The organism is Pseudomonas sp. NFACC32-1 (assembly GCF_900101215.1).
Classification (GTDB): domain Bacteria; phylum Pseudomonadota; class Gammaproteobacteria; order Pseudomonadales; family Pseudomonadaceae; genus Aquipseudomonas.
In genome coordinates this window covers 176,748-191,041 of the sequence record NZ_FMUL01000008.1, presented here as the reverse complement: position 1 = coordinate 191,041, position 14,294 = coordinate 176,748, and the positions used below count along the sequence as shown (strand labels likewise).

13 protein-coding genes are annotated in these 14,294 nt (G+C 65.0%); 9 read left to right on the top strand and 4 right to left on the bottom strand.

Features of this window, described 5'->3' with window-relative positions:
• Positions 1-199 precede the first annotated feature (199 nt).
• Genes cobJ through cobG form a run of 4 tightly spaced genes read right to left on the bottom strand, consistent with a single transcriptional unit; the run spans position 200 to position 4,566 of the window.
• The gene (cobJ, locus tag BLP99_RS14960) at positions 200-1,900 is read right to left on the bottom strand and encodes a precorrin-3B C(17)-methyltransferase (RefSeq protein WP_092180659.1); all 1,701 of its coding nucleotides are present in this window, start codon (positions 1,898-1,900) and stop codon (positions 200-202) included.
• Positions 1,897-2,628 (bottom strand): precorrin-2 C(20)-methyltransferase, encoded by a 732-nt coding sequence (locus BLP99_RS14955; protein WP_072397839.1) that lies wholly within the window; start codon positions 2,626-2,628, stop codon positions 1,897-1,899. The genes cobJ and BLP99_RS14955 overlap by 4 nt, the downstream gene beginning before the upstream one ends.
• Positions 2,628-3,254: a precorrin-8X methylmutase gene (locus BLP99_RS14950; RefSeq protein WP_072397840.1), complete on the bottom strand. Its 627-nt coding sequence runs from the start codon at positions 3,252-3,254 to the stop codon at positions 2,628-2,630. Before BLP99_RS14950 ends, BLP99_RS14955 begins: the two co-directional genes overlap by 1 nt.
• Positions 3,247-4,566: a precorrin-3B synthase gene (gene cobG, locus BLP99_RS14945; protein WP_092180656.1), complete on the bottom strand. Its 1,320-nt coding sequence runs from the start codon at positions 4,564-4,566 to the stop codon at positions 3,247-3,249. Before cobG ends, BLP99_RS14950 begins: the two co-directional genes overlap by 8 nt.
• Positions 4,567-4,897: 331 nt before the next feature.
• Here cobG and BLP99_RS14940 point away from each other — a divergent pair, with 331 nt between their 5' ends.
• The 9 genes from BLP99_RS14940 to BLP99_RS14900 all read left to right on the top strand — a co-directional run bounded on the left by BLP99_RS14940 (position 4,898) and on the right by BLP99_RS14900 (position 14,290).
• Positions 4,898-5,809 carry a zeta toxin family protein gene (locus BLP99_RS14940; RefSeq protein ID WP_072397842.1) on the top strand — a complete coding sequence of 304 codons (912 nt, stop codon included), beginning with the start codon at positions 4,898-4,900 and terminating at the stop codon, positions 5,807-5,809.
• A gap of 118 nt (positions 5,810-5,927) precedes the next feature.
• The gene (gene cbiE / locus BLP99_RS14935) at positions 5,928-7,139 is read left to right on the top strand and encodes a precorrin-6y C5,15-methyltransferase (decarboxylating) subunit CbiE (protein WP_072397843.1); all 1,212 of its coding nucleotides are present in this window, start codon (positions 5,928-5,930) and stop codon (positions 7,137-7,139) included.
• Positions 7,132-8,229: a cobalt-precorrin-5B (C(1))-methyltransferase gene (locus BLP99_RS14930; RefSeq protein ID WP_072397844.1), complete on the top strand. Its 1,098-nt coding sequence runs from the start codon at positions 7,132-7,134 to the stop codon at positions 8,227-8,229. The genes cbiE and BLP99_RS14930 overlap by 8 nt, the downstream gene beginning before the upstream one ends.
• Entirely contained in the window at positions 8,226-8,954 is a 729-nt protein-coding gene (locus BLP99_RS14925) for a cobalt-precorrin-6A reductase (RefSeq protein WP_072458618.1), read from the top strand. The genes BLP99_RS14930 and BLP99_RS14925 overlap by 4 nt, the downstream gene beginning before the upstream one ends.
• Positions 8,955-9,123: 169 nt before the next feature.
• Complete coding sequence (locus tag BLP99_RS14920) at positions 9,124-9,522, top strand: DUF2946 domain-containing protein (RefSeq protein ID WP_072397846.1); 399 nt, start codon at positions 9,124-9,126, stop codon at positions 9,520-9,522.
• A 46-nt stretch (positions 9,523-9,568) separates the two neighbouring features.
• Complete coding sequence (locus BLP99_RS14915) at positions 9,569-10,048, top strand: copper chaperone PCu(A)C (RefSeq protein WP_072397847.1); 480 nt, start codon at positions 9,569-9,571, stop codon at positions 10,046-10,048.
• A gap of 57 nt (positions 10,049-10,105) precedes the next feature.
• Positions 10,106-10,522, top strand: a complete 417-nt coding sequence (locus BLP99_RS14910) for a DUF2946 domain-containing protein (RefSeq protein ID WP_072397907.1) — start codon at positions 10,106-10,108, stop codon at positions 10,520-10,522.
• A gap of 83 nt (positions 10,523-10,605) precedes the next feature.
• The gene (locus BLP99_RS14905) at positions 10,606-12,720 is read left to right on the top strand and encodes a TonB-dependent copper receptor (RefSeq protein ID WP_092180654.1); all 2,115 of its coding nucleotides are present in this window, start codon (positions 10,606-10,608) and stop codon (positions 12,718-12,720) included.
• Between the two features lie 190 nt (positions 12,721-12,910).
• Positions 12,911-14,290 (top strand): PepSY-associated TM helix domain-containing protein, encoded by a 1,380-nt coding sequence (locus BLP99_RS14900; RefSeq protein ID WP_092180651.1) that lies wholly within the window; start codon positions 12,911-12,913, stop codon positions 14,288-14,290.
• Positions 14,291-14,294 lie beyond the last annotated feature (4 nt).

The following is a 14,294-nucleotide window of genomic DNA, read 5'->3' as shown; positions in this document are numbered from 1 at the left end:
ACTTTCAGAACGCAGTACGCCCGATAAGGTGGCGCAAAACTAACTCACCACTCTTCGTCGTTCAAACCGAATGAATTACCAAATAAAAACCGAACAGCATGTAACCAGCCAAACTTATCGACAACTTGCTGTTTTACCGACCGCATGCAACCAAGCAGACCTCGGGGTGATGGCAGCCCGAGCGGGCTGCCGAGTTGCATCAAAGAGGCTTTTCGCCATACCAGCGTGGGGTATATACCCAGTCGCCACCTTCGGCGCGAGGAAAGACACAGGTGGTGGAAGAGCCCACCAGCACCATGGTGCGCATATCCACCTGGTCCGGCGTCAATTGGCCCAGTGTGGTGACCCGCAGCGTCTGGCCCGGGCGCGCGATGTCGCGCCCCAGGACCACCGGCGTCTCAGGGCTGCGATGGTGCGCGACGATTTCCAGCGCTCGTCCCAGTTGCCAGGGCCGCGACCGGGAAATCGGGTTATAGAACGCCAGGGCCAGGTCTGCCTGTGCGGCCAGGTCCAGACGCTTCTCGATGACCGACCAGGGCTTGAGGTTGTCCGACAGCGACATCACGCAGAAATCGTGCCCCAGGGGCGCACCGGCCTGGGCGGCCGTAGCCAGGGAGGCCGAGACGCCCGGCAGGATCTGCAGATCGACGTTGTGCCAGTGGACATCCGGCGACTCATGGAGCGCTTCCAGCACCGCTGCCGCCATGGCGAACACGCCTGGATCGCCGGACGATACCACCACCACGCGTCGGCCCTGGGCGGCCAGCTCGAAGGCATGCCGGGCACGCTGCATTTCTTCACGGTTGTCGGTGCAATGCTGCACCTGATCGGCCCGGAACGGCCCCGCCATCCGCACATAGGTTTCATAGCCCAGCACATCGGTGGCCAGGTCGAGTTCGGCGCGTACCGCCGGCACCATCAACTGCGCCGCTCCAGGCCCCAGGCCGATCACCGCCAGACGCCCCCGGGGACGGCCGATCCGTTGCGGGTCGACGGGGTGCTTGGCCACAGCGATGGCCAGGTCAGCGGTGACCCGTAGCGATGCCGGTTGGCCGAGGGACTCGCTCATCCACCGGGCAATATCGTTACCGGCCGGGGCGAAGCGCAGCGGCACCTCCAGTGCCGAGGCCGCCTGATGCAACCCGGGACGCGCCATGTCGGTGTCAGGGGCCAGCAGGCACGCCAGCGATTGCACCGCCAGGCCCTCCTGGCGCAAGGCATCTGCGACGACAGTGGCAACCTCCGACCTGCCTGTCCTTGTCGCCACCACCACCTGGCGCGGGTAGATGCGCAACTCGTCAGGCGACGGCGGGGCCGCACTGCAATCGATACGGATCGCCAGGCGCGCCTGAGCGTCCTGGGGCAACTGCGCCTGGTCCAGCCAGGATGCGGCGCCTTCGATGCGCACCGTCTCGCCGGCCAGCAGGTCGGAGACAAAGCGCTTGCCCTGTTCAAGGTCGCCAAGGCGATAGCCGCCCGGCGGATTCAACAGGCAAGTGCCGAAACGCAATTCGCCGCTGGTGGTGATCGCCGCAGCGACCTGCAGGGTATCGGCAATCTCCCGGGCCAGGACATTGACGCCGCCCAGGCCGCCCAGCAGCGGCACCACGGCACTGCCGTCTTCCGCCACTGCCAGCACCGGCGGCTCCGCGCCTTTTTCCAGCAACAGCGGCGCCAGGGTACGGATGACGATGCCGGCCGCGCACAGGGCGATGATCGGCGTGTCTTGTTGATAAAGCTCGCGCAGCGTCGCGCCAAACTCGGTGTAGGAGCGATCCACACCCTCGACCCGCCCGGCCAGACCGTGAATCAACGCGTCGGGATAGCGCTGCTGGATCCGCCGGGCCGTTGCGAGGCTGCCCGGGCCGAGGATGACGATTGCTGCAGTCCCGGACGTCATCCTTGCCACCGCTCGCCCGGCACGATGATCAGCGAGAAGTACGGCGAGGACATCGGCTCGACTTCATCCAGCGGCACGATCTTCTGATTGGCCATGGTAGCCCGCTCGACGTAGAGCGCCCGCCCGTCCAGGCCCAGCTCACCGAGCACCTGGCGGACCTTGGGGAAGTTGCGCCCCAGCTTCATGATCACCGCCGCATCGGCATCGGCCAGGCGGCGCTTGAGTTCCTCATGGGGCAGCACACCGGACAGCACCGACAGGCTCTGGTTGCGATACACCAGCGGCGCTCCCAGTACCGAGGCCCCGCCCAGCATCGAACAGACGCCGGGAATGACTTCGGCCACATAGCGCTCGGCCAGGCGATCGTGCAGGTACATGTAGGAGCCATAGAAGAACGGATCGCCTTCGCAGATCACCGCCACGTCGCGACCGGCATCCAGATGCACCGCCAATTGCTGGGCGGCGGTATCGTAGAAATCGGCGATCACCTGTTCATAGGACAACGGCGCCGGCAGCGCCTCGGTAGTGACCGGGTAGACCAGTGGCAGCAACGTCTGCTCGGCTTGCAGATGGCTTTCGATGATGCCGAAGGCATTGCCTTTCTTGCCCTTGGCAACGAAGTACGCCACCACCGGCGACTCCCGCAGCAGGCGCAGCGCCTTGAGCGTGATCAGTTCAGGATCACCGGGGCCCACGCCGAGGCCGATCAGACGTCCAGGCTGCTGCATCATTCAATCTCCGTGGCGAGGGCGTTGACAGCGGCGGCGGCCATGGCGCTGCCGCCAAGCCGGCCTTGCATGATCACGAACGGCACGCCACGACTGTCGGCCGCCAGCATCGCCTTGGACTCGGCGGCACCGACGAAGCCCACCGGGAATCCCAGGATCAACGCTGGTTTCGGCGCGCCGGCATCGAGCATCTCCAACAGGTAGAACAGCGCGGTCGGCGCGTTGCCGATCACCACGACACTGCCTTCCAGGTGCGGGCGCCACAGCTCCAGGGCCGCTGCCGAACGGGTATTGCCCAGCTCATGGGCCAGTTGCGGCACGCGCTCGTCACGCAATGTGCAGATCACCGGATTGTTGGCAGGCAGCCGGGCCCGGGTCACCCCCTCGGACACCATGCGCGCATCGCAAAGGATCGGCGCACCGGCGGCCAGCGCCTGGCGCCCGGCGGTACCCGCGCCCTCGGAAAACTGCAGGCCATCCACGGCCTCGACCATGCCGCAGGCGTGTATGACCCGCACGGCGAGTTTTTCCAGGTCGGCCGGGATACGCGCCAGGTTCGCCTCGGCGCGAATGATCGCGAAGGAGTTGCGATAGATCTCCTGACCGTCGCGGATGTAATCAAGCATCAAGGGGACTCCGGGGGTGAGCGTCGAGCCAGTGGCCGACCGACTCGATTGTCAGGTTGTGCGCCTGCAACGCGCCGAAACCCGGCAGCGCGGCATCGCGAAGATAGAGGTCGTAACGACCGGGGGCGACCGCCAGCAGGGTGACGGGCGCGATATGGGCCGCCGCGCAGGAACGCGGGCAGCCGGACAAATGGACTTTCAAGGCGCGGCCCTGGCCATGCAGCCGTTCAGCCAATTGCCGGGCATCGGCCTTGGTGTCGGCCAGGGCCTTGCCGCAACCACTGGAGCCGGTGCAGGCGATAAGGTGCGCCAGGGGGCGGGCGAGCGAGCCCACCAGGCCCAGCTCTTCGAGCCGCGCCAGCACTTCGTCCGCGTCCTGGCGGTCGATGTTGGGCAACAACAGGCTTTGCCAGGGGGTCAGGCGCAGGCTGCCATCGCCCTTGTCCCGTGCCAGTTGCGCCGCGCCGCGCAGCATGGCGGCGTCGAGCCGCCCCAAGGGGGGCGCGGCGCCGACGTAGAATCGCTCGTCGTGCTGAGAATGGATGCCGATGTGCAATCCATCCTCGGACGGGAGACGTCGCCAGTCTCCGCATGGTTGCAGGGGGACGCGTTGAGCCAATCGAGCGATGAACGCATCCACCGTGATTTGCGCCAGCAGGTGGCGCATGCGCGTCTGGTCCGGGCGGGCCAGGTCGAGAAACAGTTCCAGCACCGCCACCACCAGGGCGTGCCCCTGTCCCAGCGGCACCCTCCCGGCCGGCTTATCCAGTGGCGAGCCGGCCAACCCGAAAGCCAGCCAAGGCTCACCGTCCTGGACCAGGGCTGACAGCCACAGGTCGTGAGGGTGTTCGAGCATCGCCATGGCCTCTGCGCCGTCCAGTTGCACGGCGAACTTGGCCGACAGCTCATGAAAGCGTTCATGGGTCTGCAGGGTGAGCAGGATCCGCGCGGCCAGCGGCCGGGTGTCGATCAGCATCTGCCGGTCGATCCCGGCCGACGGGCTGAGCATCAGGTTACGGACATCGTCACCGGCCGGTTTATGAGGGCCGAGGCCGACGGCCAGCAGTTGGGCGATCAGGGCCTCCTGCTCGAGGCCGATCCCGCGGATCTGCAGGTTGGCACGATTAGTCGCCTCGATGACGCCACCGGCAAACCGCTCGGCCGCCGACGCCACGGCTTCAGCCTGGACTGCCTGGATGGACCCGCCGTCGAGCTTGATCCGACAGATCCCGCCGTCCAGCGCCTGGACGACACGCAGCAACCCCGGACAACCCGAGGGGCGGATGACGCAGGAGGATGGACGTTCGTTCAAGGGAAACCGGTCAATGAGGCACGCCACGGCGGCGAAGGACGGCCATTATGCCTGCTTTGCCGGGGGTCATGAAAAGCTTGCCGGTCGGATTGCGCAACCCCCTTGCCAATCGCGTCCCTCACGGCCTGGCCGACGACCTCGCCAGCGAGTTTCTGCCGAAGGCAGACAAGCCCCCGGAGCGTGGGATCCCGTCGCCTGCCTCGTAGTACTTTTTACCTTTAAAAACAGTGACATGAATTGAAACCAGGACTGGTTTGAACAAGTCGGAAAACACCGCTTTATTCAAAGGGCAGGCGATTACTTCAACCAATCCTCGATAAGGAAATCAGGGATGTCACACGCTCCGAACCACACCTACACCTACACATCGGCGCAGGTCACCGCCGCGTACGAGGAAATCATTGCCACGCTGCTGAGTGGCATCACGGCCGAGGCGGTTCCCAGGATGCTGGTCACTGCCGGAGCGCAAGGCTCGGGCAAAACCTATCTGCTGGAAAAGAACCTCCTGCCCTCCCGGCGCTACGACAACTACGTACGCCTGTACCTGCCCGAGTACCGGGAAAAACATCCGCAGTACCCACAGATGATCAAGCACGGCGCATCGCACGCCTATGAGCATACGGAGGCGTTTGTCCGGGAAGTCAGCACGAAAATCTTCGAGAAGGCCTTCCAGTGCAGGTACAACATCATCATGGAATGCGCCTTCGACAGCATCGACTTCGTTACCTTCCCCCCCATGGCGACAGCCGCCGGGTACCAGTTCGAAACCCACATCGTTGCCTGCAAGAAAGAATTCGCGCACCTGTCGAGCATTCACCGGGCACTCAGGAGCCTGGAAAAAAACGAGATGGAAAGGTTCGTCCCGCTGTCGGCGCTCAATGCCAGCCTGGCTAACGCCCAGGCGACGATCCTCGCTCTCGAGACCGCTGCCAAAGCAGTCGACGGCTCTCGGATGTTCCTCTACGAGCGCGGGCTCGGCCAGCTCCGGGAGCGCTTGCTGCGCGTCCAGAATACCTATACCCGGGGCTCGAACGGGGCCCTGGTCATAGACGGGCCCAAGGTGGCCTACGCAAGTGTCTTTGAAGCCATTGTCAACAATCGACTCCAGCTCATTGGCGATCGCGAGGAAATGGTCAGGCAATGCCACCTGGCGCTCCACGAGGCACGAGTACACGCCGAACACGTGCCCGACGCCGTTTTCAACGACCTATACGCCTATATCCTCAGGTACGTCTGTCGATAAGGCTGGCATCGACTTGTCGCGCGGATCCTGCTTCCACGGGTTTCGGCGCGTTATGATGGCGGCCCGGTTCGCGAACGCAACGGTTCGCCAATCAAACAACCCCATTCGAGGAACAAAGATGACCCCCTGGTTGACCATCGTGGGCATCGGCGAAGACGGCTTCAAAGGCCTGGGCCGCACGGCTCGCCACGCCCTGCTGCAGGCCCCGCGTATCGTCGGCAGTGCCCGTCAGTTGGCGTTGCTGCCGGCTTGCATCCGCAGCGAGCGGGAGCCATGGCCCAGTCCGTTTTCCCTCGAACCGCTGCTGGCACGCCGCGGCGAGCCGGTGTGCGTACTGGCCAGCGGCGATCCGATGTTCTACGGCGTGGGGGCCAGCCTGGCCAAGCAGGTGGCTGCGGAGCAGATGCGGGTCATCCCGGCACCCTCGTCCTGTTCGCTGGCGGCGGCACGCATGGGCTGGCCGTTGCAGGAAGTGCTCACCCTGTCGCTGGTGGCGCGCCCCCTGGCGGCGCTCAACGCCTGTCTGTCCACGGGCGTCAGGCTGGTGCTGCTGAGCAATGACCGTCATAGCCCGGCGGCAGTGGCGGCGCTGCTGCGCGAGCGCGGCTTCGGCCCCAGCCCCATGACCGTGCTGGAGCATCTCGGCGGCCCGGCGGAACGGCGAATCCAGGGCAGCGCGGCCCAGTGGGCCGATCCGGCCGTCGCCGACCTGAACCTGATCGCCATCGAGTGCCGGGCCGACCCCACGGCGTTGCGCCTGTCACGCCTGGCCGGCTTGCCCGATCACGCATTCGAACATGACGGCCAGTTGACCAAGCGCGATGTCCGAGCCATCACCCTGGCCCGCCTCGCCCCGACGCCCGGCGAACTGCTCTGGGACGTTGGCGCCGGCAGCGGATCCATCGGTATCGAATGGATGCGCGCCCATCGAAGCTGCCGCGCCCTGGCCATCGAAGCGGACGAGCAACGCCAGGACCTGATCGAGCGCAATCGCGACGCCCTCGGTGTGCCCGGCCTGCAATTGATCCGTGGGCGAGCCCCAGAGGCGCTGGAGGGGCTGGACGCTCCGGATGCCGTATTCATCGGTGGCGGAGTCACCCGTGAAGGCGTGTTCGAGACCTGCTGGAGCCGGCTCAAGCCCGGCGGACGCCTGGTGGCCAACGCCGTGACCCTGCAAAGCGAGGTGGCGCTCATGGCCTGGCGCGAACGTCATGGCGGCGAGCTGACCCGCATTCATGTCGCCCAGGCCCAGCCACTGGGCGGATTCGACACCTGGCGCCAGGCGCTGCCGATCACGTTGCTGGAATTGGTAAAACCCCTCGATGCGTGACGAAACCGCCGAGCAACCCGCCCCCCTGCGCAGCGGCCTGACCACCGGCAGCTGCGCCACCGCCACCAGCCTCGCGGCGGCGCGCCTGTTGCTGTGCGGCATCAGTGCCGACGCCGTGGAGATCGTCCTGCCCAAGGGCAAGCACGTGCAGATGCGCCTGGAGTTCTGTCGACTGACCGAACTGGGGGCCGAGGCCGGGACGCTCAAGGACGCCGGCGACGATCCGGATGTCACCCACGGGGCGCTGCTGTTTTCCCAGGTCCGACTGATGCCCGAGCCCGGGGTCCGCTTCCTGGCAGGGCGCGGCGTGGGCACCGTGACGCGGCCGGGACTGGTCCTGGAGGTCGGCGAGCCGGCGATCAATCCGGTACCACGAAAGATGATCGGCGATCACCTCGGCCGCCTGGCCGGGGAGACCGGCTACACCGGGGGCTTCGAGGTCACCGTCAACGTCGAGGGCGGCGAGGCCCTGGCGCTGAAGACCATGAACCCACGGCTCGGCATTCTCGGCGGCCTGTCGATCCTGGGCACCAGCGGCATCGTCCGGCCCTTTTCCTGCGCGGCCTATATCGCGTCGATCCACCAGGGCATCGACGTGGCGAAGACCAACGGCTACCTGCACATCGCCGCCTGCACCGGCAACGCCAGTGAGGACACCATGCGCCGGGTCTACGACCTGCCGGAAATCGCCCTGATCGAAATGGGCGACTTCGTTGGCGCCGTACTCAAGCATGTCCGCAAGGTTGCGGTGGAAAAGCTCAGCCTCTGCGGCGGCTTCGGCAAAATCAGCAAGCTCGCCGCCGGGCACATGGACCTGCACAGCCGTCATTCGAGCATCGACCTGCCACAACTGGCGGCATGGGCGGCCGCTGTCGGTGCCGATGAAGCTCTGCAAGATGACATCCGCCATGCCAACACCAGCCAGCAAGCCCTGGCAATGGCCAGCGCCGCCGGCATCGCCCTGGGCGACGCGGTGTGCGGGCACGCCCTGGCCTTCGCCCGGAGCATCGTACCGGCCCAGGTTCAGGTCGAAGTCTTCGCCATCGACCGCCAGGGCGGGATCGTCGGTCATGCCGGAGCCCTGCAATGAATCGAATCCTGTTGTTGGGCGGCGTCACCGAAGCCCTGGCCATCGCCCGTACGCTGGGGCCTGACCATATCTACAGCCTGGCGGGCATCGGCCGTGTTCCCACGGACCTGGCGTGCCAGGTTCGCGTGGGCGGTTACGGCGGCGCGCAAGGGCTGGCGCAATTCATCCGCGAGCACCACGTCGACCTGTTGCTGGATGCCACTCATCCCTACGCCGCCCGGATCAGCCATAACGCCGCCCAGGCGGCCCGCGCCTGTGGCCTCCCCTGCTGGGCCCTGCGCCGTCCGGCATGGCACCCCCTGGCCGGTGACGACTGGCGCGAGGTGGCCGACTGGGACGCGCTGATCCAGGCCCTGCAGCCGTTCCGCCGCCCCTTGTTCACCTTGGGCCGCGAACCGTTGCAGCACCTGCACGAAATTCCCCCCGAACAGTTCTGGACCCTGCGTGCCCTGGACGTTTACCCCGGCAATGAACGCTGCGAAGTCATCGGCGCCCGCGGGCCGTTCAATATCGACGACGAACGCGAACTGTTCGAGCGACGGCGGATCGATGTGCTTATCAGCAAGAACAGCGGTAGTACGGCCACCGAGCCGAAGCTGGAAGTGGCTCGCGAACGCGGGATACCGGTGCTGGTATTGAAGCGCCCCCCATTGCCGGAAGTGGACCGGGAATTCGGGACGCTCGACGAGCTATTGGCAGCGCTGTCCACGTCGCGCGGATCCTGAGATCAAGCGCCATGGATTTTGTCGCCACCACGACAGAACGCTCCCTTGCGAATCTGTTGCTACTGTTAATACGAGCCCTGCGACCCTACACCGCACATGGCTTTTTTACTTCTGCCCCTCGATCAGGCTAAATACCGCCACCTGATCGCCCAACCGAGCGGATTGCCCCATGTCCCGACAACGGCTTGCATTTGCCTGGATCGCCTGCTTCGCAGTGCTGTTCAACATGCTCGCCATGCCGCTTTCCGGGAACGCTTCAGCGACTGCAAACGCGCCGGCCGAGCAACTGCTCTGGGGCAGTTTCTGTTCGTCCAGCGGCACGAAGATGGTGGCGATTTCCCTGGGCAAGTTCGAACAGAATACGCCGCAGAACGACGATCACTCGACGATGCAGCATTGCTGGTGCTGTTCCGGTTCCGCGCCGCTGGTGGCGCTGGCCGGGCAACCTGCGCAATTGTACGTGGATGCGCGACTGGCCCACGCCGGCGCCGTCCCTCCGACGCTCGACAGCCTCACTGCGCGCCAGCAATGGCCAAGTCTCAACCCCCGCGCCTCGCCTCTGGTCTGATTCCTTTCGCACATACCTGCGCCCTGAATCACTTCGGAGAACTGCCATGTTGAACAGACTCATCCTGCTGGCCGCCCTGTTGCTTCCCGTCGGCTTCGCCCACGCACATCAGTACAAAGCGGGGGAACTGGAGATCGGCCACCCGTGGTCCCAGGAACTGCCACCCAACGCGCCCACCGTGGCTGCGTACTTCGTGCTTCACAACACCGGCAAGAGTGCCGACAGACTGCTCAGCGTCGAATCGCCGATTGCCGCCAAGGCCGAGCTCCACGAGCACGTGAAGCAAGACGACCTGATGAAGATGCAGCCGGTGCCCGTGGTGGATATCGCCCCCGGCGCTACCGTCACCTTCGCGCCGATGGCTTATCACGTGATGTTGCTGGAGCTCAAGGACCGCAGCCTTTTGAGCGACGGCAAGCGTTTCCCCATGACACTGCATTTCGAAAAAGCCGGGGATATCACCGTCGACGTCGCGGTGCAGAAAAAAGCCCCCGACGGCAGCAAGCCGTCGATGCACGCACACTGATCGAGCTTGTCCATGGGTAACCCCCGCAGCAGCCCGGCCCGTCCCCGTCGCCAGCCCATGAGCCTGGCACGCGGCAGCTGGATCAGCCTGTTCGCGATGCTGATGATCTTCATCGGTCCACTGATTTCTCAGTCGATGCCGATGGATCGGCCTATGCCTGCGTCCATGAATATGGACATGAGCATGGGCATGATGGGCATGGACACGATGGACATGTCGACGAGTGCCCAAGCCGAGCACGACGCGACAGCCGCCGAGCACTGTGCCCCCCAGAGCCAGCACCATGCGCTGTGGGAAAAGTGCGGCTACTGCAGCCTGTTGTTCAATTGCCCTGCCCTGCCGGGCGGACAATCCTTCGCCGTTTTCGACACGCCAACGGCCAACACCCACACCAGCCCGTCCCCACGCCTGGGCCATGTCCGGCCCTCCTTCTTCCCGGGTGCCCGCACCCGCGCACCGCCCTTCGCCGCGTAAGCCCGACACTTACTTCACCCGGTCGCACAAGACAGCCCCAGGCTGCCCGACCGTGTCGTTTACGTCTGTTCGATGGAATCCTCATGTCCAGGTTTTCTGCCGGCATCGCTTTGGTTCGATGCCTCCCGAACGAGCCACGGGTTCGTTTACGCCCTATGGTCGCTGCGCTGTGCGGCCTGTTGCTGGCCCAACACACGCTGGCCGATGAGCACGATCATCACGAAGGCCAGCTCGAAGAGCTGAGCCCGACGGTCATCACCGCCATCGCCCCCAGTTCACCCCTGACCGTCGTCACCGATCCCAAGGATCCGCGCCAGCCGGTGCCGGCCAGTGACGGCGGCGATTACCTCAAGACCATTCCCGGCTTTGCCCTGGTACGCAACGGCGGCACCAATGGCGATCCGGTGCTGCGGGGCATGTTCGGCTCGCGACTGAATATCCTCACCAACGGCAGCATGCTGCTGGGCGCCTGCCCGGGCCGCATGGATGCGCCGACCTCCTACATTTCGCCGGAAACCTACGACAAGCTCACCGTCATCAAGGGCCCGCAAACGGTGCTCTGGGGCCCTGGCGCATCGGCCGGGACCGTCCTGTTCGAACGCGAGCCGGAGCAGTTCGGCGAACTGGGCACCCGGGTCAACGCCAGTGTGCTGGCCGGCTCCAACGGTCGCTTCGACAAGGTGCTGGATGCCGCCGCCGGCGGCCCACTGGGTTATGTACGGGTGATCGGCAACACGGCCCACTCGGACGATTATCGTGACGGCAACAACGACACCGTGCCATCGCGCTACGACAAGTGGAACGGCGACGTCACCCTTGGCTGGACGCCGGACGCCGACACCCTGCTGGAACTGACCGCGGGCAAGGGCGACGGTGAAGCGCGCTACGCAGGGCGAGGCATGGACGGTTCGCAATTCAAGCGCGAAAGCCTCGGGCTGCGTTTCGAGCGATCGAACATCGGTGACGTGCTGGACAAGGTCGAGGCCCAGGTCTACTACAACTATGCCGACCACGTCATGGACAACTACACCCTGCGCACGCCATCCGGCACCGGGATGATGGCCGGGCCCATGGCTTCCAATGTCGACCGCCGCACCCTGGGCACACGTATCAAGGCCACCTGGCGCTGGGCCGACGTGCAGTTGATCAGCGGACTGGACGCCCAGACCAACGAGCATCGCCAGCGCAGCGGCATGGGCATCGATACCTACAAGGATCTGCCGTACACCAAGGACGCCGACTTCCACAACTATGGCGTTTTCGGCGAAATGACCTGGTACGTCGCCGACCGCGACCGGCTGGTGAGCGGCGCCCGGCTCGACCGCGCCTCGGCCAAGGACTATCGCCAGAGCATCGGTTCCGGCATGTCGGCCCGCCCCAACCCCACCGCCGACGAGACCCGGGCCGACACCCTGCCCAGCGGTTTTGTCCGCTATGAACATGACTTGGCCGACAGCCCGACCACTCTTTACGCGGGCCTGGGCCACGCCCAACGCTTCCCGGATTACTGGGAGCTATTCTCGCCGAACGCGGGCCCCAGCGGTTCGCTGAATGCCTTCGACTCGATCAAGCCGGAAAAGACCACCCAGCTCGACTTCGGCCTGCAATACAAGAGCGAAACCCTCGAAGCCTGGGCCTCGGGTTATGTCGGGCAGATTCGCGACTACATCCTGTTCGACTACACGCCCGGCATGATGGGGACCACCTCCCGTGCCGAGAACATCGATGCGCGAATCATGGGTGGCGAACTGGGCGCGGCCTACCCGTTGACCGACCACTGGAAGACCGATGCGACCCTGGCCTACGCCTGGGGCAAGAACAGCAGCGATGGCAGCGCCCTGGCGCAGATGCCACCGCTCGATGCCCGCCTCGGGCTGACCTACAGCGAAGACCGCTGGAGCGCCGGCGCCTTGTGGCGTGTGGTGGCGGCGCAGCATCGGGTCGACGAGAACAGGGGCAACGTGGTGGGCAAGGACTATGGCAAGAGCTCGGGCTTCGGCGTGTTCTCGCTCAACGGTGCCTACCGCATCAACAAACACTGGAAGGTCAGCAGCGGCGTCGACAACCTGTTCGGCAAAGCCTATGCCGAACACCTGAACCTGGCCGGCAATGCCGGGTTCGGCTACCCGGCAAGCGACCCGCAGGCCATCAACGAACCGGGGCGCACGCTCTGGACCAAGGTGGACATGAGTTTCTAACCGGCACCGGAGATCCGTCAGCAAGGACACAAACCGTGGGAGCGAGCTTGCTCGCGATGGCGAAGGCACATTCAACATCGATGCAGGCTGAACCATTGCTATCGCGAGCAAGCTCGCTCCCACAGGGTTCGATCCCACCTTGACTGACGGCACAACATAACGACCTATTTGCCCTGCGGAGCGCTTTGCAATGAGCCAACCGAAACCGAATTTCTACAACCTGGCCTGGCGCTGGCATTTTTATGCCGGGCTGTTCGTGGCGCCGTTCATGGTGATGCTGGCCCTGACCGGTATCATCTACCTGTTCAAGCCACAGCTCGACCCATTGATGTACGGCAGCCTGCTGAACGTACCCGCCGGGCATCACACCCTGGCGGCGGACGACCTGCTCAAGCGGGTTCGCCAGGCCTACCCCGAAGGCCAGGTCACCCAATACCTGCCGCCGCCCGACGCCGGGCGCAGCGCGCAATTCGTGGTGATCGAAAAGGGCCGGGAATTGAATGTGTACATCGATCCGTACCATGGCGACGTGCTCGGCGAACAGGATGCGAAGAACAACCTCCAGGCCATGGCCCGGGCCATCCACGGCGAGTTGCTGATCGGCACCATCGGTGACCGGCTGGTGGAAATGGCCGCCGGCTGGGGCGTGGTGCTGGTGGTGTCGGGGCTGTACCTGTGGTGGCCACGCGGGCAATCGACGGCCGGTGTACTCTGGCCCCGATGGCACGTTCGCGGCCGGCTGTTCTGGCGCGACTTGCATGTCGTCATGGGTTTCTGGGGCGCGGCTTTGCTGCTGGTGATGCTGCTCAGTGGCATGACCTGGACCGGCTTCTGGGGCAAGCAGTACGCCGACCTCTGGAATCGCTTTCCGGCGGCGATGTGGAACGACGTACCCAAGTCCGACGTGGAGGCCCGCAGCCTCAACAACGCTCATCGCCAGACCGTGCCCTGGGCCGTGGAAAACACTCCGATGCCGATGTCCGGCGACCATGCCGAACACATGGGCCATGGCCGCCAGCATGAAGGCCCCGCCGCCCCGACGGTCAGCCTGCAGGCTGTGCAGGACATCGCCAGCGAACGCAACGTGACGCCCGGCTACAGCATCACCCTGCCGAAGACCGCCAGCGGCGTATTCACCATTGCCGTCTTCGCCGACGACCCGCGCAACGACGCCACCCTGCATATCGATCAATACACCGGCAAGGTCCTGGCGGACGTGCGCTGGGAGCAGTACAGCATCGTCGCCCGCGCCACCGAAACCGGCGTAATGCTGCATGAAGGCAAGATGTTCGGCCCGCTGAACCAGATCATCGTGCTGCTGATCTGCCTGATGATTCTGCTCAGTGCCGTCAGCGGTCTGGTGATCTGGTGGAAACGCCGGCCCCAGGGCAAGTTCGGCGTGCCGCCGTTGCGTCACGACTTGCCGACCTGGAAGACCGGGGTGTTCATCATGCTGGCCCTGGCGGTGGTGTTTCCGTTGGTGGGCGCGTCGCTGGTGGTGATCTGGATCGTCGACCGCGTGTTGGTTTCGCGCTGGGCGCCAGGCACCAACAGCGATGCCGTACGCTGAAAAA